Genomic DNA, 17,945 nt, shown 5'->3' on the forward strand with positions numbered 1-17,945 from the left:
TGGAGTGCGTCGCCATCCTGGAGCCGGCCGCGAAGGGCTCCTGACCTGAGCCGGTCGCGCACCTTGACCAATCCCAAGGGTCGTCGCCGATGACGAACCGGACCCTGGTCGGACGGCGTTCGCACCGGTGACGCAGGAACTCGGTCCGGAACACCTCGGCGCCGGCCTGCCCACCTCCGGTCCGACACGGCGAAACGGCCCGTCGAGGGAACAGACGGGCCGTCACGCAAGGTCATGGTCGAACGCGGTTCCGACCGGCCGCAGCGCTCGGTGGACCCGGGCGCTGCGGCTGCCCGGCGGTCGCGGGCGTCACCAACGTGCTGCTTGCGCGATCCACGTGTCAGGCGCACCGCGGCGCATCAGCCCAGGCCCGTGAACCGGAGTGCGAGCGGCGTGCGCTGGAGGCCCTGCACGAAGAACTCGGGCTCTCACTTCCCCGTTTCGCGCTGACCCGGGGCAGCCCCGCACCCACCTTGGAATTGATCATCTAGGCTGGCAGGACCCGAGGCCCCAGCGCGCCCGCGCACAGCGGTCGGGCGCGCTCATCACAACAAGCCGGAGGAGGGGCGATGGCCGACGGACAGCGGACCACGCGGAAGTACGAGCTCCGGCGCCGCGCCGACGCAATGAACGAGACGCGTCGGCGCATCACAGAGGCGGCGATCTCGCTGCACGCGAAGGTGGGACCGGCCCGCACCACCATCGCCGACATCGCGGCGCTGGCGGGGGTGCAGCGGCACACGGTCTACCGCCATTTCCCGACCGAGACCGACCTGCTGCGGGCGTGCTCCAGTGAGTACTGGCAGCGCCACCCGTGGCCGGATGTGACAGCGTGGCGAGCGATCGCGTCACCCGGTGAGCGGACCACGACGGCACTCGGCGACCTCTACTCCTTCTACGGCTCCGTTGAGCGGATGCTCGCCAACACACTCCGGGACAGCGACCAGGTCATCGAGGTCAAGGAGAGCCTCGCGACCTTCCGCGTGTACATGAACACCGTGTGCGAGGCCCTGACCGTGGACCGGACGCCCGCCGCGAACGGCCGCACCCTCCTCCTAGCGGCAGTCCGGCACGCCACGGCCTTCGGTACCTGGCGGTCGCTCGTGCGCGACAGCGGCCTGGACGTGACGGCCGCCGTGGACTTGATGTCCTCGTTCATCGACTCGGTTGCGAAGCGGTCTGCCGCCCACTGAGACAAACCGGCGTCGCCGGCCGGCCGCGGACCGCGACCCCGTCCCTCCGGCTCCGCGAGCCATCGTCGCCCGGATCATCACGCACACCCCCGGGCACCCACCGTCCCGACATCGCGGAGCGCCGTACGGGCCGGCCTCGCCGCTCCCTGCGGAGTGACCGCCACCTGCGAAGCCTCCTGGGTGGCCCGCTCGCCACCGCCCTCACCGTGAGGCTCCTCGCGAGTTCGCCCCGAGAGTCACACGCGATGCCTCGACACACCCGACGCGACTTCCGGTGCACACGGCCGTGCGCTGAAATTTGACCGGATGCTCTCACGTGCCTACGCTTTCGGAGCACGAGCACGTGCAACGAAATGGCGTGTGCGTCACGGAAGCCGGAGAACCGTTCCGCGGAAAGCAACCGGTGCGAGCTCGAACGCTTCGGCGCGGGCACCTCGCCATACGCCGCACCGCAGCGCCACCAGCACCCCGCGACGGTCCGGCCGACACGGCCGCCGCCCCGCGGCGTTCCGGTCTTGTTTCCGCGTACGTGATCCACGACTGATGGAGACGATGAGAAGTGAGCACCATGCGCGACGACGGCATGCCGGGCGGTTCTGTCGAGGACGAAGTCAGGGCCGAACTGGTATCGCGGACGGTCGCCTTGCAGCCGCTGCTGCGGAAGCATGCCGCACAAGGTGACACAGACCGTGTGGTGCCCCGGGAAGTCGTCGAGGCACTGGCGGAAGCCGGTGTGTTCCGACTGCTGACGCCCAAGCGGTACGGCGGTTACGAGACCGACCTGCGGACGCTGACCCGGGTGTCGGAGACGCTCGGGGCGGCCGATGGCTCGGCGGCGTGGGTCGCCATGATCCTCTCGGTGACCAACTGGCTGGCGTGCCTCTTCCCCGACAAGGCGCAGGAGGAGGTCTTCGGCGCCGATCCGGACGCGCGGGTGAGCGGTGTGGCAGCGCCGACGGGTATGGGCGATCAGGTGCCGGGCGGCTGGCGGGTCAGTGGCCGCTGGTCGTACAACTCCGGTGCTCCCTACGCCACATGGGCGGCGGTCGGGGTGCTGCTCAAGGATGCCGACGGTGCGGTCACTGACCAGGCACTGGTGCTGATTCCCGCCTCGCAACTCACTGTGGAGGACACCTGGCACACGGCGGGCATGAGGGGAACCGCGAGCAACACCCTGGTCGCGCACGAGGTGTTCGTGCCCGAACACCGGGTGATGTCAGTGCCGGCCGCCGCGGAAGGTGCGTACCCGCGCTCATCCCGTGACGAGGCGCTGTACGGCTCGTCGTTCGGCCCGATGCTGCTGCTGTGCCTGGTCGGACCGCTGCTCGGGCTGGCGCAAGCCGCCCTGGACACGGTCGTGGAGGCGGCCGCCTCAAAGCCCCTGTCCTTCACCGTGCACGGCCGCCAGGCGGACTCCGTGGCGTTCCAGACACAGGTCGCCGAGGCCGCGCTGAAGCTGGAGACGGCCCGGCTGCACACCTACCGCGCGGTGGCCGAGGTGGACGAGGCCGCCGCATCGGGCCCGCTGGACTATCCGGCCCGCGCCCACATCCGCGCGCGGGCAGGCTATGCGGCCCAGCAGGTTCTCGAGTCGATCAACACACTGCTGAACGCCCACGGCTCGTCCGCCTTCGCCGACGCCAGCGCCCTCCAGCGCATCTGGCGCGACGCGAACACGGCGGCACGGCACGCCGGCCTGGTCCCGGCCGTGGGGCTGGAGGTGTACGGCAAGTCCATGCTGGGAATCGCCGATCGCGTCAGCCTCATGGTCTGACCGGCGCGTCATCACCAGCTGACGCTGAGGACGAGGCGGAGGAAGCCCCCTCGGACTTCGTCATCCCAGGGGGCGAGCCGCGGGGGCTGCGGGTGTGAGGACGCCGTCGCGCGGCGCCGCGGCGAGCGCTTCCTTCCGGTCCTCCGGCCAGTGCCCCTCCGCTCCCGCGACCTCCCACCGCACGGAAGGACCCGTCATGAGCACCCTGAGTCCCGGCCGGCCCTGACACGCCGCCTCGCGCGGCAGCCGCACCACAGCCGGCAGTTCCTACCGGCCCCCCGGCCACCCGCCCGGCGCCGTGCCGGCCGTCCTCACCGGCGCCACGCCGACCGGGAGGACGTGGCCCCCGCGGGGCAGGTGGCCGCCCGTGCCGGCACCAAGTGCGGTTGCGGGCCGAACCGGGGACCGAGCACGCCGCCGAGCCGACCGGGTTCACCGTCTGCGGATGAACGCCGTGCCGTGGTCGGCGGCCGTCCCGCACTGCCGGCACGGCGGCGGGTGACACGGGCGGGCGCGGCCGGCAGCGGTGGCGGCACGTCGCGCCCTGACTCGGCACCGGCCGCTGCCGGCACCGTGAGCAGATCCCCGGCGGCACCATCAGAGCGGCGGAGGGGTCCGGCCGCAGCCCAGCCGCGGCACAACTGCTCGACCACTTCCTGCTCGAAGTCCTCGTAGTCCTGTGCCGCCGCCGGCCGCGGCGGTCTACCGGACGACCGGACGACGAGCGTCATCGACGCCTCGGCCCGCTGCGAACGAATCACCGTGAGGATCCGCCGGTCGTCGGGGCGGTCGCGCGCGTACGCCCGGCTCAGGGGCGGCGCTGTCGACCGAAGGGTGGCTTGAAGCTCTGAACGGTGCTTCACTTGTTCCCATGGCCTACCGCAAGACGCCCGCAGTGCGGGACCGCCTGGCCGCCGCCAGGGAGCACCTGGTGGTGCGGGCCACGGCCGTCGTCGCCGAGGTGGGCTGGGCGAACGCGTCCGTCACGGCGGTGGCGGCCGCGGCGGGCATGTCCGTGGGCACGGTGTACCAGCACTTCCCCTCCAAGGGCGCGCTCGCGGTCGAGGTGTTCCGACGCGCCTCGGAACGGGAGGTCGAGGTCCTCGGCGAGGTGCTGCGCGACGGCAGCGGCGATCCGGTCCAGCGGCTGACCCTCGGGGTCACGGTCTTCGCCCGCCGCGCCATGCAGAACCGCGGACTGGCCCACGCCCTGCTCGCGGCCCCCGCGGAACCGGCGGTGGGCGTGGAACGGCTCGACTTCCGGCGCCGCTACCGCGCCGTCTTCGCCGAGGTGGTCCGCGAGGGGATCGCCGCAGGACTCCTGCCCGTCCAGGACCCGGAGGTCACCGCGGCGGCGCTGACGGGGGCCATCGGCGAGGTCCTGGTGGACCCGCTGGCCACCCCCGCCGAGGGAGCGGCCGCCGACCACCTCGTCGCCGAACTGGTGGCGATGTCCCTGCGCTGCGCGGGCGCCACGCCCGCCGTCTGACTCCCACGACCACGAAGGGCCGACTGCCATGACCGCGATCGCAGACACCGCGCCGCGCAGCAACCCCACGGCGCGTACGCACGAGGTGACCAACCAGCCGCCGCCGCTGGTGGGTCACGACGTCGCCGACGACATCGTCCTGCTGGAGGGCGTGCGCCGCGAGGGGGCCGGGTGGTACCTCGACGACCTGCACCGCCTGGGCCGGCTCGCCGGATCGGAGCAGGTGCAGCGCTGGGCCGAGGAGGCCAACCGGTACGAGCCGGTGCTGCGCACCCACGACCGGTACGGCAACCGCGTCGACGAGGTGGACTTCCACCCCTCCTACCACGCGCTCATGGAGGTCGCCCTCACCGAGGGACTCGGTGGCGCCCCCTGGGCCGACGAACGGCCCGGCGCGCACGTGGCCCGTGCGGCCGGCTTCATGGTGTGGAGCACCGCAGAGGCCGGCCACGGCTGCCCGGTGTCCATGACCTACGCCGTCGTCCCGGCGCTGCGCGCGGCCCGGGACCTCGCGGCGGTGTACGAGCCCCTGCTGACCAGCCGCGCCTACGACCCGGGCCTGCGTGTTCCCGCGGCCAAGCGCGGACTCCTCGCCGGCATGGGGATGACGGAGAAGCAGGGCGGCACCGATGTGCGGGCCAACACCACCACCGCCACCGAGCAGCCGGACGGCACCTGGCGGCTGCGCGGGCACAAGTGGTTCACCAGCGCGCCCATGAACGACCTGTTCCTCGTCCTCGCGCAGGCCCCCGGGGGCCTGTCCTGCTTCCTCGTACCCAGGGTGCTGCCGGACGGCAGCCGCAACACCTTCCGCATCCAGCGGCTGAAGGACAAGCTCGGCAACCGCAGCAACGCCAGCAGCGAACCGGAGTTCGACGACACCGTCGCCTGGCCGGTCGGCCCGGAGGGCCAGGGCGTACGCACGATCATCGAGATGGTCACCATGACCCGGCTCGACTGCATCCTCGGCTCCGCCTCCGGCACCCGGGCCGCGCTCGCCCAGGCGGCCCACCACGTCCGGCACCGTTCGGTGTCCGGGGCCCGGCTCATCGACCAGCCCCTGATGCGCAACGTCATCGCCGACCTCGGTCTGGAGTCCGAGGCCGCCACCACCCTCGCCCTGCGCGTCGCCGGAGCCGTCGACCGGGCCCGGCGCGGGGACGCCCAGGAGCGGGCGTTCCTGCGGCTGGCCACGGCGGTCGGCAAGTACTGGGTGTGCAAGCGGCAGCCGGCGGCGGTCGCGGAGGCGCTGGAGTGCCTGGGCGGCAACGGTTACGACGAGGCGTCCGGCATGCCCCGGCTCTACCGCGAGGCCCCGCTCAACGGCATCTGGGAGGGTTCCGGCAACGTCAACGCCCTCGACGTCCTGCGCGCCCTGACCCGCGAGCCGGACTCCCTGGAGGCCTTCCGTGCCGAGATCGAGGCCGCCTCCGGTGCGGACGCCCGCCTCGACGCGGCATGGCGACAGGTACGTGGCGAGCTCGTGCCCTCCGAGGACGCCCCGCTGCGGGCCCGCCGTCTCGTCGAGCGCCTGGCCCTGGTGCTGCAGGGCTCCCTGCTCGTGCGGCACGCCCCGGCCGCGGTCGCGGACGCCTTCTGCGCCTCCCGGCTGGCCGGCGACCGGGGCCTGGCCTTCGGCACACTGCCCACTGGTACGGACCTGGCCGCGGTCATCGACCGCGTACCGGGGGCCACGGGGTGAACGGTTGCGGGGTCCGCGGCCGCCTGCCGAGGTCGCGGACCCACGGGGTCAGGCCGCACCGCTGATGCTCTCGGCCTCGGTCACGTACATACCGCGCGCCTGGTCACGGCCTCCGTACCAGGGGTGTGGCCGGCCGGTGTACCTGGGCGAGAGCCTTTCGATGTGCTCGACCGTGCCCCGCGTGGGCAGCTCGCGCACACGCCCGCAGACCTGGAGGCAGGGCGACGCGCCGTCCGGGTCGGAGACGGCGACGGTCACGCGCGGGTCCCGGGCGCCGCGTCTTCGCATGGCCGCGCACGCTGTCGACGAGCGCATGCCCTCCGTCCGTCGGCCCACGTCCGGGTCGGCTGCGGCGAGCCTTCCGGCATGGTCGTCGCCGGGAAGCACAGGCTCGGGCGGTGCAGGAGGCCGAGCAGGCCGGCGGGGTTTCACGCCGGCCATCGGTCGGTTGTGCGCCACCTACGCCCCGCCGTGCCGGCCCCCGCGACCGGTGCTCGACGCGAGAAATCACGTCCTCCGGGCCACGATGGGTGTACAGGGCGCCACACGCGCCACACCCCTCACACCACGGACGGGCAATGAACTCCATGCGGGTGGCCCAGGTCTCCGAACCGGGCGGACCATTCGAAATCGTCGAGCGCGAACTACCCGAGCCGGGCCCCGGACACGTGCGCATCGCCGTCGAGGCGTCCGGTGTCTGCCACAGCGACGCCGGCATGGTCCACAACGCCTTCCCCGACCTGTCCTTCCCCCTCGTCGCGGGCCACGAGGTGGCCGGGCGCATCGACGCCCTCGGCGAGGGCGTGCGGCACTGGGCGGTCGGCGACCGCGTGGAGGTCGGCTGGTTCGGCGGCCACTGCGGGCACTGCCCGCCCTGCCGGGAGGGCGACTTCATCGTCTGCCGGAACCTTCAGGTACCCGGCTGGAGGTACGACGGCGGCTACGCCACCCACATGGTCGCGCCGGTCAACGCCCTCGCCCGGATTCCCGACGGGCTCACCGCCGTCGAGGCGGCGCCGCTCGGCTGCGCCGGCGTCACCACGTACAACGCCTTCCGCAAGAGCGCCGCCCGGCCCGGCGACCTGGTCGCGGTGATCGGCATCGGCGGACTCGGACACCTGGCCGTGCAGTACGCGGCGAAGTCCGGCCTCGAGACCGTCGCCGTCGCACGCGGCGAGGACAAGCGGGCCCTGGCCATGGAACTCGGCGCCCACCACTACATCGACAGCGCCGCCACCGACACCGCCAAGGCACTGCAGGCCCTCGGCGGGGCCACCGCCGTGCTCGCCACGGCCTCCAACTCCCAGGCCATGGCGGCGGGCGCCGACGGTCTGCGGCCCTGCGGCGAACTGATCGTCATCGGCATCGACGACCAGCCGCTGCCGATCACACCGGCCCAGCTGATCCTCTCGGCGCGTTCGGTCGTCGGCCACCCCTCCGGCACCTCACGCGACATCGAGCACACGATGAACTTCAGCGCGCTCGCCGGGATCCGCCCGATGACCGAGACGGTGCCGCTGGAGGAGGCCAACGAGGCCTTCGCCCGCATGATGTCGGGCGCCGCGCGCTTCCGCATGGTCCTCGTCCCCTGAGCCGCCCGGGTGCCGCCGGCCGGGGGCAATCCGGTCGCCCCCGGCCCGCGGCCTCTGCCGCACTGCCGGGACCACGGCCCATCGACCGGGGAGTCGTGATCACGCGGGGACTGCCCCCGCGGCCGCCGGGGCACCACGCGCGGCCTCCGCGTTGTGGTGCCCCGGGCCATGTCGCGGGCGCCGTAGCGCTCCTACCGTCCGGCGCATGACCTTACTCAGAGCCGCACTTGAACGGGGCCGCCCGCGCGCCGCCCTGCTCGCCGTCCTCGTGGCGTTCCTCGCCGCGCTCGTCCCCGTCCGGCCCGCCCACGCCGCGGGAACGATCGAGGAGGTGACCGGCTTCGGCAGCAACCCGGGCGCGCTGCGGATGTACCGCTACGTCCCCGCCGGGCTGCCGCGGGGCCGGCCGGTCGTGGTCGCCCTGCACGGCTGCACCCGGAACGCCCAGGGGTACGGCGCCCAGAGCGGCTGGACCGCCCTGGCGGACCGCTGGGGCTTCTCCGTGGTGCTTCCCGGGCAGACCTCGGCCAACAACCTCAGCCAGTGCTTCAACTGGTTCCAGACCGGCGACATCGCGCGCGGCCAGGGCGAGGCCCTGGCCATCCGGCAGATGACCGCCCGTCAGATAGTCGACACCGGCGCCGATCCGTCACGGGTGTACGTCACTGGGCTCTCCGCGGGCGGGGGGATGACCGCGGTGATGATGGCGGCCTACCCCGACGTGTACGCCGCGGGCGGCGTCGTCGCAGGGCTGCCGTACGGCTGCGCGCAGGCGGCGGGCTCGCCGTACGTGTGCATGTACGTCGGCGCGACGCAGACACCCGGGCAGTGGGGCGGCCGGGTTCGCGCCGCCTTCCCCGGCTACGCGGGACCGTGGCCGCGGCTGACCGTCTTCCAGGGCACCGCCGACTACACGGTCAAGCCCGTCAACATGGACGACCTCGTACGGCAGTGGACGAATGTGCACGGCGCCGACCAGACCGCCGACGCCTCCGACACCGTCGCGGGCTTCCCGCACCGGTCGTACAAGGACGCCTCCGGCGCCGCGGTCGTCGAGACGTACAGCATCACGGGCATGGGCCACGGCCAGCCCGGCGACCCGGGCAGTGGGGCGGCCCAGTGCGGCACGGCCGCCGCCTACATGCTCGACGTCGACCTCTGCGCGGCCTACCGGCTCGGGACGGACTGGGGCCTGGGCTGAACCGGATGGGGTGACGGGGCGCGCGCCGGCCCGTCCGTCACTCCGCGGCCATCGCCGCCAGGCGGGTCACGGTGTTCCAGTTGCGGGCGGTGGCCGTCAGCCCCAGGCGCTTCTCCCACAGCGCGTGGGACAGCCGGGTCTTCTGCACTCCGTTCGGGCAGTGCACATAGATCTCGCGCTCGCCGGGGCGGAATGCGTCGGGCGCGAAGCCGGCCGGGTCGAGTCCGGCGATCAGGTCCGGCTCGACCGGCCCGGACAGGAAGGTGACCAGGAAGCGCGCGGGGTCGACGCCCGTCATGTCGAAGGGGTTGCGCTCGACGACCCCGGCGAGCCCGGCCGCCTCGCGGACGACGCACGGCACCTTGCGGCCGTCGAACGCGGCGGCGATGGCCGCTTCCAGCGCGTCCGCGAGCCTTTCCGGATCGGTCTGCCCGTGCTCGAACAGGGCGTTGCCGCTCTGCAGATGGGTGCGCACGGACGTGCCGCCGATCTCCCCCAGCAACCGCCGCAGGTCCTGCATCGGGAGCCTGGTCGTCGGCCCGACGTTGATCCCGCGCAGGAGCGCCACGTATCCGGTCACCCCGCCACATTAACCGCCGCCTCGCCGGGCGTACCCACTTTCGGAGGACCACCGGCCCGGCGGAACGGTTCGGCAGCGGGTGCCGCCGCTACGTTCACGTCCATGAGTACGAAGCGTGACCGCCCGGTCGTCACCGAACTGCGGCTCTCCGCGTTCAAGTCGCATCGCGGCGCGAGCTTCCCGCTCGGGCCGCTCACCCTGCTGGCCGGGGCGAGCGGGACCGGCAAGTCCAGCGTCCTGGAGGGGCTCGGCCTGCTCGGCCGGCTCGCCGCCGGCGAGGAACTGACGACGGCGTTCGACGGGGCGCGCGGGGGAGTGGCGGCGTGCGTGCCCCACGCCGCCAGGCCGGATGCGGAGGGGCGGCGCGGCTTCCGCATCGGCTGCACGGTGGACGGCGCCGTCGGACCGGTCGTGCTCGACGTCGCCGTCCAGACCGAACCCGGACTGCGCATCGTCGGCGAGCGGTTGACCGGCGCCGGGGAGACCCTGCTCGCCACCGCGCTGCGCGACCCGGGACGGCGCACGGTCCAGGCGGCCTGGCACACCGCGGGGCTGGTCCCGGTGACCCGGGCCCCGCTGCCCGACGACCGGCTGGCCACCTCGCTGCTGCCGCTGCGCGTCGCGGGCACGACCGAGGGACAGCGGCTTGTGCTCGCCGCCGCCGAGCAGATGGTGCTCGCGTTGCGCGGGGTGTTCCCCGTCGACCCCCGGCCGCACATGATGCGGGAACCCGCACGGGTGGCGGACGGACTGCTCCGCGGCGGCTGCGACAACCTCTCGGCGGTGCTGCGCCGTACCCAGGGCGAATGCCGTACGCGGCACGCGGCGCTGGTCGGTGCCCTGCGGGCGGTGTGCAGCCCGCCCGTCGAAGGGCTGACGGTGATCCCCGCCGGGGAGCCGGGGACAGGGGCGTACGCGGAGTCGGTGCTGGCGGCCGTCGACCGGGGACCGCTGGGGCTGGTGCCGGTCGACCGGCTCGGCGACGGGGAGTTGCGCTTTCTCGCGCTGGCGCTGGTGCTGCTCACCGGGCCGGGCGTGCTGGAGGTGGACACCAGCGGAGAAGTGCCGGACGCCGTACAGGTGCTCACGGTGCTGGCGGACGGCCTGGACAGCGGTCTGGACCGGGCGCAGTCGCGGCAGTTGCTGGCGCTGGCCGCGCTGGTCGCCGAGCGCGGCCACATCAGGCTGCTCGGCACGGTGCACGACCCCTCGGTGGCCGAGGACGCGGACGGGGTCACCCTGCTGCGCCTCGGGAACGCCGTGGCCGACGGGGAACGGGTGCCGGCGCAGGGGCCGGGTCCGGAGACGCCGGCCGCCGGGGCCCCGCCGGCCGGGCAGGCCCCGCCGCAGCACGCGACGGCGGCGATGGGGTAGACCTGCGGGTGTGACCGAGGATCTGCACGCGCTGCAACGCAGGCTGGCCGCGTTCGCGGCCGCCCGCCGCTGGGAGCCGTACCACACCCCGAAGAACCTGGCCGTGGCCCTGAGCGTCGAGGCCTCCGAGCTCCTGGAGATCTTCCAGTGGCTCACGCCCGAGCAGGCGGCCCGGGTCATGGAGGACCCCGGCAGCGCGCACCGGGTGCGGGACGAGGTGGCGGACGTGCTCGCGTACCTGCTGCAGTTCTGCGAGGTGCTCGGCGTCGACGTGCTCCAGGCGCTGTCCGCCAAGATCGACCGCAACGAGCTGCGCTTCCCGCTGCCGGGGGCGGAGGGCTGAGGCGCGGCGGCCGTCGCGCCGCGCGGGGCACGCTCGTCACACGGACGGGCGAGCGGGTTGTCCACAGGCGGGAACCGGCCACTTCCACATCACGTCACGGTCGGTCACTCTGAGCGAGAAGGCGAGATCGACGGGTGAGGACGGGGGAGGTGCGTCGTGATGGACGCGGTACGGCTGATCCGGGCCACGCGGGAGGCGCTGAGCAGCGGTGGGACCGAGCGCGAGCTGATGGCGGAGGCCTGGCAGGTACAGGCGCTGACGGAGGCCATCGGCAGCCACCTGGCGCTCCATGGAGGGCCCGAGCTGCGCACCCCCGGCTTCTCCGTCTGCGAGGCGGGTGGCCGGGCGTGCGTCGCCCCGGGGCCACCGGGTGTGGCGTCCGGACCGTTGCGCGCCGCCCTGCTCACCGAAGTGCGCGAGCCGGCCGGGGCCTTGCGCGAACTGCGTGAACTGCTGTCGGAGCTGGGCATGGCCCTGGTCTCGGTGGCCTGTACCGCCGAGAGCGAGACGGAGTACTGGCAGTGCATCGACGCGGTCGACGCCGCCGACGAGTCCAAGGACCGGGTGGGTGTGCTCCTACGCGCGGTCGAGGCACGGCAGCAGGAAGACGCGTGAGCGGCAAGTCGCCCGAGCGGGAGCGCGGTTGGCGGATTGCCGCCGTCCCCCGCCGGAGAAGGTGCCCCGCGCGACCGGTTGCCGATCGATTCAGGGCCGACAGGTGCAGGATGGAGTCATGGATCTTCGAATATTCACCGAGCCCCAGCAAGGGGCCTCGTACGACACCCTGCTCTCCGTCGCCAAGGCGACCGAGGAGCTCGGTTTTGACGCCTTCTTCCGCTCGGACCACTACCTCAAGATGGGTGACGTGGACGGTCTGCCGGGGCCGACCGATGCGTGGATCACCCTGGCCGGCCTCGCCCGCGAGACCAAGCGGATCCGGCTCGGCACCCTGATGACGGCCGCCACGTTCCGGCTGCCAGGTGTGCTCGCCATCCAGGTCGCGCAGGTGGACCAGATGTCGGGCGGCCGCGTCGAGCTGGGCCTGGGCGCCGGGTGGTACGCGGACGAGCACGCCGCGTACGGCATCCCGTTCCCGAAGGAGAAGTTCGCCAGGCTGGAGGAGCAGCTCGCCATCGTCACCGGCCTGTGGGGGACACCGGCGGGGGAGACCTTCGACTTCAAGGGCACGCACTACACCCTGGAGAACTCGCCCGCGCTGCCCAAGCCCGCCCAGGCGAAGCTCCCCGTCCTCATCGGCGGCCACGGGGCCAAGCGCACCCCGCGGCTCGCCGCCCGGTACGCCGACGAGTTCAACCTGCCGTTCGGCTCACTGGAGGACACCGCCCAGCAGTTCGCCCGGGTGCGGGAGGCCGCCGAGGAGCACGGCCGGGGCAAGGACGAAATCGTCTACTCCAACGCCCTCGTCGCGTGCGTCGGCAAGGACGACGCCGAGGTCGCGCGCAGGGCCGCGGCCATCGGCCGTGAGGTCGACGAGCTCAAGGCCAATGGCCTCGCCGGTTCCCCCGCCGAGGTCGTCGACAAGATCGGCCGCTTTGCCGAGCTCGGTGCCACCCGCTTCTACCTGCAGATTCTGGACCTGAGTGACCTCGGGCACCTGGAACTGATCGCCTCCGAGGTGCAGCCGCAGCTCGGCTGACCCCGGCACTCCGCCGCGAGGAGCACCCGCGATGCCCACACCCGACCGGTCCCTGGCGCAAGCCCTCGCCGAGGGCGCCGTCGTCCTCGACGGCGGGCTGTCCAACCAGCTCGCCGACCAGGGCTGCGACCTGGCCGATGCGCTCTGGTCGGCCCGGCTGCTCGCCGACGCGCCCGGGCAGATCCAGGCGGCGCACACCGCCTACCTGCGGGCGGGCGCGCGGGTGCTCATCACCTCCAGCTACCAGGCGACCTACGAGGGGTTCGCCGCGCGCGGCATCGGACGGCAGGAGGCGACCGCCCTGCTGCGGCGCAGCGTCGCCCTCGCCCGCGCCGCCGCGGGCGAACGCGACGACGTATGGGTGGCGGCCTCCGTGGGACCGTACGGCGCGATGCTCGCGGACGGCAGTGAGTACCGGGGCCGATACGGGCTGAGTGTCGCGGAGCTGGAGCGCTTCCACCGGCCAAGGATCGAGACGCTGGCCGAGGCAGGTCCCGACGTCCTGGCGCTGGAGACCGTGCCTGACACGGACGAGGCGGAGGCGCTGCTGCGAATCGTCGAGGGCCTCGGGGTCCCGGTCTGGCTGAGCTACACCGTCTCGGGCGGGACGACCCGGGCCGGCCAGCCGCTGGAAGGGGCCTTCCGGATCGCGGCGGACGCGAAAGCGGTGATCGCCGTCGGCGTCAACTGCTGCGACCCGGCGGACGCCGCCCACGCGGTGGAGACGGCGGCGGCGACCGCCGGCCGGCCCGTGGTCGTCTACCCCAACAGCGGCGAGACCTGGGACGAACGGGCCCGCCACTGGCACGGCGGCTCGGCCTTCGACCCGGCCCTGGCGTCCGGCTGGCAGCGGGCCGGTGCCCGGCTCATCGGGGGATGCTGCCGGGTCGGGCCCGCGCAGATAGCCGCCCTGGCCGCCGCACTCGCCCCACAGCCGGGGAAAACCGCTGTTCGGGGCGGCGGCGGGCAGGCGATACTCGGGCGGTGTTCCTGACGATATCGACCACCGGCAACGGCGGCATGCCCGCCACGGACCTCGGCTTCCTGCTGCACAAGCATCCGGAGAAGGCCCAGGTGTTCTCGACCTCCTACGGCGACGCCCACGTCTTCTACCCCGAGGCGTCCGAGCAACGGTGCACGGCCGCGGTGCTGCTGGAGGTCGATCCGGTGGCGCTCGTCCGGCGCGGCAAGGGCAAGGGCCGGGGCGGGGCTCCCGGCTCCGCGCTCGGCCAGTACGTCAACGACCGGCCGTACGCCGCCTCGTCGCTGCTCGCGGTCGCCCTCCGTACGGTGTTCGCCAGCGCCCTGAGGGGGGTTTGCGACGCCCGCCCGGAGCGCGCCGCGCAGCCGCTGCCGTTGCGGATCGAGATCCCCGCCGTGCCCGCGCGCGGCGGCGCCGCCCTGGTCCGCCGGCTGTTCGAGCCGCTGGGCTGGACCGTCGAGGCCGAACCGGTCGGGCTGGACGAGCGGTTCCCCGAGTGGGGTGAGTCGCGGTACGTACGGCTGGTGCTCGAAGGCGAGCTGCGGCTGTCGGAGGCCCTGCGGCACCTGTACGTGCTGCTTCCGGTGCTGGACGACGCCAAGCACTACTGGGTCTCGCCCGACGAGGTCGACAAGCTGCTGCGGATGGGCGACGGATGGCTCGCCGGCCACCCGGAGCAGCGGCTGATCACCAGCCGCTATCTGTCCCGCCGCTGGTCGCTGACCCGGCAGGCCATGGAACGGCTGGAACTCGCCCGGCTCGCCGAGGCCGACGACAGTGAGGCGGAGGAACTGGACAACGCCGTCGACGAGGAGGTGGACACCGAGGAGAAGCCACTGCCACTGGCGGTGCAGCGCCGCGAGGCGATCCTGGCGGAGCTGCGCGACGCCGGGGCGAGCCGGGTCCTCGACCTCGGCTGCGGTCAGGGCCAGCTGGTCGGCGCTCTGCTGAAGGACGTCCGCTTCACCGAGATCCTCGGCGTCGACGTGTCGGCCCGGGCCCTGGGCGAGGCGGCCCGGCGGCTGCGGCTGGAGCGCATGGGCGAGCGGCAGTCCTCCCGCGTCCGGCTGGTGCAGGGCTCCCTGACGTACACCGACGCCCGCCTCAAGGGCTACGACGCCGCCGTGCTCAGCGAGGTCGTCGAGCACCTCGACCTGCCCCGGCTGCCCGCCCTGGAGTACTCCGTCTTCGGTGCGGCGCGTCCCGCGACCGTGGTCGTGACCACACCGAACGTCGAGTACAACGTGCGCTGGGAGACCCTGCCCGCCGGGCACGCCCGGCACGCCGACCACCGCTTCGAGTGGACCCGCCAGGAGTTCCGCTCATGGGCCGAGCAGGTCGCCGGACGGCACGGCTACGGGGTGCGGTTCGTCCCCGTCGGCCCCGACGACCCCGAAGTCGGCCCGCCCACCCAGATGGCGGTTTTCACGATGACCGCGAAGGAGGTCGCATCCGCATGACCGGCAAGCACACCCTCCCGGTGACCGACCTGTCCCTCGTGGTCCTGATCGGCACCACCGGCTCCGGCAAGTCCACCTTCGCCCGGCGCCACTTCAAGCCCACCGAGGTGATCTCCTCGGACTTCTGCCGCGGCCTGGTCAGCGACGACGAGAACGACCAGGGCGCCAGCGGCGACGCCTTCGACGTACTGCGCTACATCGCGGGCAAGCGGCTGGCCGTCGGCCGGCTCACCGTCGTCGACGCCACCAGCGTGCAGCAGGAGAGCCGCCGTCAGCTCGTCCGGCTCGCCCGGGAGCACGACGTGCTGCCCATCGCGATCGTCCTGGACGTCCCCGAGCAGGTCTGCATCGAGCGGAACGCGTCCCGGCCCGACCGCGCCCACCTGCCCCGGCACGTCGTGCAGCGCCAGCAGCGCGAGCTGCGCCGCTCCTTGCGGCAGCTGGAGCGCGAGGGCTTCCGCAAGGTCCACATCCTGCGCGGCGTCGAGGAGGTCGAGGCGGCCGAGGTCGTGCTGGAGCGCCGCTACAACGACAAGCGCGAGCTCACCGGTCCGTTCGACATCATCGGCGACGTCCACGGCTGCAGCTCCGAGCTGGAGACCCTGCTGGGCAAGCTGGGCTACGTCGACGGCGTGCACCCCGAGGGCCGCACGGCCGTCTTCGTCGGAGACCTCGTCGACCGCGGCCCCGACAGCCCCGGCGTGCTGCGCCGCGTCATGGGCATGGTCGCCGCAGGCAGCGCCCTGTGTGTGCCCGGCAACCACGAGAACAAGCTGGGCCGCTGGCTGAAGGGCAAGAAGGTCCAGCACACCCACGGCCTCGCCGAGACGATCGAGCAGCTGGAGAAGGAGGACGCCAGGGACCCCGCCTTCCGCGAGCAGGTGCGCGAGTTCATCGAGGGACTCGTCAGCCATTACGTCCTCGACGGCGGCAGGCTGGTCGTCTGCCACGCCGGCCTGCCCGAGAAGTACCACGGCCGCACCTCCGGCCGGGTCCGCTCGCACGCCCTGTACGGCGACACCACCGGAGAGACCGACGAGTTCGGCCTGCCCGTGCGCTACCCGTGGGCCGAGGACTACCGCGGCCGCGCCGCCGTCGTCTACGGCCACACGCCCGTGCCGAGCACATCGTGGCTCAACAACACCATCTGCCTCGACACCGGCGCCGTGTTCGGCGGGCGGATGACGGCCCTGCGCTGGCCCGAGCGCGAGATCGTCGACGTCCCGGCGGAGCGGGTCTGGTACGAGCCGGCCAAGCCGCTCGCCTCCGAGGCCCCCGGCGGGAACGATGGCCGGCCGCTCGACCTCGCCGACGCCATCGGCCGCCGGATCGTGGAGACCACGCACCACGGACGGGTCGCCGTCCGCGAGGAGAACGCGGCCGCCGCGCTGGAGGTGATGAGCCGCTTCGCGGTCGACCCGCGGCTGCTGATGTACCTGCCGCCGACGATGTCGCCGTGCGCGACCTCGCAGCTGGAGGGCTACCTGGAGCACCCGCACGAGGCGTTCGCCGCCTACCGGGCGGACGGCATCGGCCAGGTGCTCTGCGAGGAGAAGCACATGGGATCGCGCGCGGTGGCGCTGGTATGCCGCGACGCGGAGACGGCCGCCGAGCGCTTCGGGGTGGCCGGCGGTGTGACGGGCGCCCTGCACACCCGCACGGGCCGTCCGTTCTTCGACGATCCGGCCGTCACCGAGCAGGTCCTCGGCCGGCTGCGGGCCTCCGTCACCGCCGCCGGCCTGTGGGAGGAACTCGGCACGGACTGGCTGCTGCTCGACGCCGAGCTGCTGCCCTGGTCACTGAAGGCCTCCGGGTTGCTGCGCAAGCAGTACGCCGCGGTGGGTGCCGCCTCCGGCGCGGTCTTCCCGGGCGCGCTCGCCGCCCTGGAGTCCGCCGCCGCGCGCGGCACCGACGTGGCGGCCCTGCTGGAGCGGCAGCGCGGCCGGTCCGCGGACGCCGCCGCCTTCACCGAGGCGTACCGGCGCTACTGCTGGACGACCGAGGGCCTGGACGGGGTGCGTCTCGCGCCCTTCCAGATCCTGGCCGCCGAGGGCCGCAGTCTCGCCGCGCTCCCGCACGACGAGCAGCTGGGGCTCATCGACCGCCTGGTCGCCGGCGACCCGACGGGTCTGCTCCAGGAGACCCGCCGGCTGCTGGTCGACACCCGAGACGAGGAGTCGGTTGCCGCCGGTACGCGGTGGTGGCTGGAACTGACCGAGGCCGGCGGCGAGGGCATGGTGGTCAAGCCGCTCCAGGCCCTGGTGCGCACCGAGAACGGCAACCGCCTGGTCCAGCCCGGCGTCAAGTGCCGCGGCCGGGAGTATCTGCGGATCATCTACGGCCCGGAGTACACCCGGCCCGACCAGCTGCTCGGGCTCCGCTCCCGGGCCCTGGGCCACAAGCGCTCGCTCGCGCTGCGCGAGTACGCGCTGGGCCTGGAGGCGCTGGACCGGCTGGCCGCGGGCGAGCCCCTGTGGCGCGTGCACGAGGCGGTCTTCGCCGTCCTGGCCCTGGAGTCCGAGCCGGTGGACCCCCGGCTGTGACGGGTGAGGGGCGGGCACCCGGTTGCCCGCCCCTCCCTGGCGGTAAACCCTTGCC

At 73.4% G+C, this 17,945-nt stretch carries 15 protein-coding genes; 13 read left to right on the top strand and 2 right to left on the bottom strand.

All coding sequences use genetic code 11. The features are described 5' to 3' along the window. The first annotated feature begins 569 nt into the window (after nucleotides 1–569). The 4 genes from AC3EUJ_RS18515 (at nucleotide 570) to AC3EUJ_RS18530 (ending at nucleotide 6,158) form a co-directional block, all read left to right on the top strand. The gene (locus AC3EUJ_RS18515) at nucleotides 570–1,193 is read left to right on the top strand and encodes a TetR/AcrR family transcriptional regulator (RefSeq protein WP_431962631.1); all 624 of its coding nucleotides are present in this window, start codon (nucleotides 570–572) and stop codon (nucleotides 1,191–1,193) included. Nucleotides 1,194–1,761: 568 nt separating this feature from the next. Beyond that, complete coding sequence (locus AC3EUJ_RS18520; protein ID WP_431962729.1) at nucleotides 1,762–2,967, top strand: acyl-CoA dehydrogenase family protein; 1,206 nt, start codon at nucleotides 1,762–1,764, stop codon at nucleotides 2,965–2,967. Nucleotides 2,968–3,838: 871 nt separating this feature from the next. After that, complete coding sequence (locus tag AC3EUJ_RS18525) at nucleotides 3,839–4,456, top strand: TetR/AcrR family transcriptional regulator (protein WP_431962633.1); 618 nt, start codon at nucleotides 3,839–3,841, stop codon at nucleotides 4,454–4,456. 28 nt (nucleotides 4,457–4,484) lie between these two features. Continuing rightward, nucleotides 4,485–6,158 carry an acyl-CoA dehydrogenase family protein gene (locus tag AC3EUJ_RS18530; protein WP_431962635.1) on the top strand — a complete coding sequence of 558 codons (1,674 nt, stop codon included), beginning with the start codon at nucleotides 4,485–4,487 and terminating at the stop codon, nucleotides 6,156–6,158. A 48-nt stretch (nucleotides 6,159–6,206) separates the two neighbouring features. Here the strand turns inward: AC3EUJ_RS18530 and AC3EUJ_RS18535 are convergent, their stop codons facing one another. After that, a complete protein-coding gene (locus tag AC3EUJ_RS18535; RefSeq protein WP_431962637.1) occupies nucleotides 6,207–6,446 on the bottom strand; it encodes a hypothetical protein in 240 nt (79 codons plus the stop codon). A gap of 290 nt (nucleotides 6,447–6,736) precedes the next feature. Between AC3EUJ_RS18535 and AC3EUJ_RS18540 the strand changes: the two genes are divergently transcribed. Both AC3EUJ_RS18540 and AC3EUJ_RS18545 read left to right on the top strand, forming a co-directional pair. Next, nucleotides 6,737–7,750: an alcohol dehydrogenase gene (locus tag AC3EUJ_RS18540; RefSeq protein ID WP_431962639.1), complete on the top strand. Its 1,014-nt coding sequence runs from the start codon at nucleotides 6,737–6,739 to the stop codon at nucleotides 7,748–7,750. Nucleotides 7,751–7,955: 205 nt separating this feature from the next. Next, entirely contained in the window at nucleotides 7,956–8,951 is a 996-nt protein-coding gene (locus AC3EUJ_RS18545) for an extracellular catalytic domain type 1 short-chain-length polyhydroxyalkanoate depolymerase (RefSeq protein ID WP_431962641.1), read from the top strand. Nucleotides 8,952–8,988: 37 nt separating this feature from the next. Here AC3EUJ_RS18545 and AC3EUJ_RS18550 read toward each other — a convergent pair whose 3' ends face one another. Beyond that, nucleotides 8,989–9,531 carry a DUF1697 domain-containing protein gene (locus AC3EUJ_RS18550; RefSeq protein WP_431962643.1) on the bottom strand — a complete coding sequence of 181 codons (543 nt, stop codon included), beginning with the start codon at nucleotides 9,529–9,531 and terminating at the stop codon, nucleotides 8,989–8,991. Between the two features lie 102 nt (nucleotides 9,532–9,633). On the opposite strand from AC3EUJ_RS18550, the gene AC3EUJ_RS18555 reads away from it, so the two are divergent. From AC3EUJ_RS18555 to AC3EUJ_RS18585, 7 genes are all read left to right on the top strand, one after another. Further along, nucleotides 9,634–10,905 carry an AAA family ATPase gene (locus AC3EUJ_RS18555; RefSeq protein ID WP_431962645.1) on the top strand — a complete coding sequence of 424 codons (1,272 nt, stop codon included), beginning with the start codon at nucleotides 9,634–9,636 and terminating at the stop codon, nucleotides 10,903–10,905. Nucleotides 10,906–10,915: 10 nt separating this feature from the next. Then, entirely contained in the window at nucleotides 10,916–11,248 is a 333-nt protein-coding gene (locus AC3EUJ_RS18560; RefSeq protein WP_431962647.1) for a nucleotide pyrophosphohydrolase, read from the top strand. 159 nt (nucleotides 11,249–11,407) lie between these two features. Next, the gene (locus AC3EUJ_RS18565; protein ID WP_431962649.1) at nucleotides 11,408–11,863 is read left to right on the top strand and encodes a DUF6099 family protein; all 456 of its coding nucleotides are present in this window, start codon (nucleotides 11,408–11,410) and stop codon (nucleotides 11,861–11,863) included. A gap of 118 nt (nucleotides 11,864–11,981) precedes the next feature. Then, entirely contained in the window at nucleotides 11,982–12,905 is a 924-nt protein-coding gene (locus AC3EUJ_RS18570) for an LLM class F420-dependent oxidoreductase (RefSeq protein WP_431962651.1), read from the top strand. Nucleotides 12,906–12,936: 31 nt separating this feature from the next. Then, nucleotides 12,937–13,899, top strand: coding sequence for a homocysteine S-methyltransferase (gene mmuM / locus AC3EUJ_RS18575; RefSeq protein WP_431962653.1), 963 nt, complete (start codon nucleotides 12,937–12,939; stop codon nucleotides 13,897–13,899). Then, nucleotides 13,890–15,347, top strand: a complete 1,458-nt coding sequence (locus AC3EUJ_RS18580; RefSeq protein WP_431962655.1) for a 3' terminal RNA ribose 2'-O-methyltransferase Hen1 — start codon at nucleotides 13,890–13,892, stop codon at nucleotides 15,345–15,347. Before mmuM ends, AC3EUJ_RS18580 begins: the two co-directional genes overlap by 10 nt. Continuing rightward, on the top strand, nucleotides 15,344–17,890 hold the full coding sequence (locus AC3EUJ_RS18585) for a polynucleotide kinase-phosphatase (protein ID WP_431962657.1): 2,547 nt from the start codon (nucleotides 15,344–15,346) through the stop codon (nucleotides 17,888–17,890). Before AC3EUJ_RS18580 ends, AC3EUJ_RS18585 begins: the two co-directional genes overlap by 4 nt. The last annotated feature ends 55 nt before the right edge of the window (nucleotides 17,891–17,945 follow it).

Source organism: Actinacidiphila sp. bgisy160 (assembly GCF_057707815.1).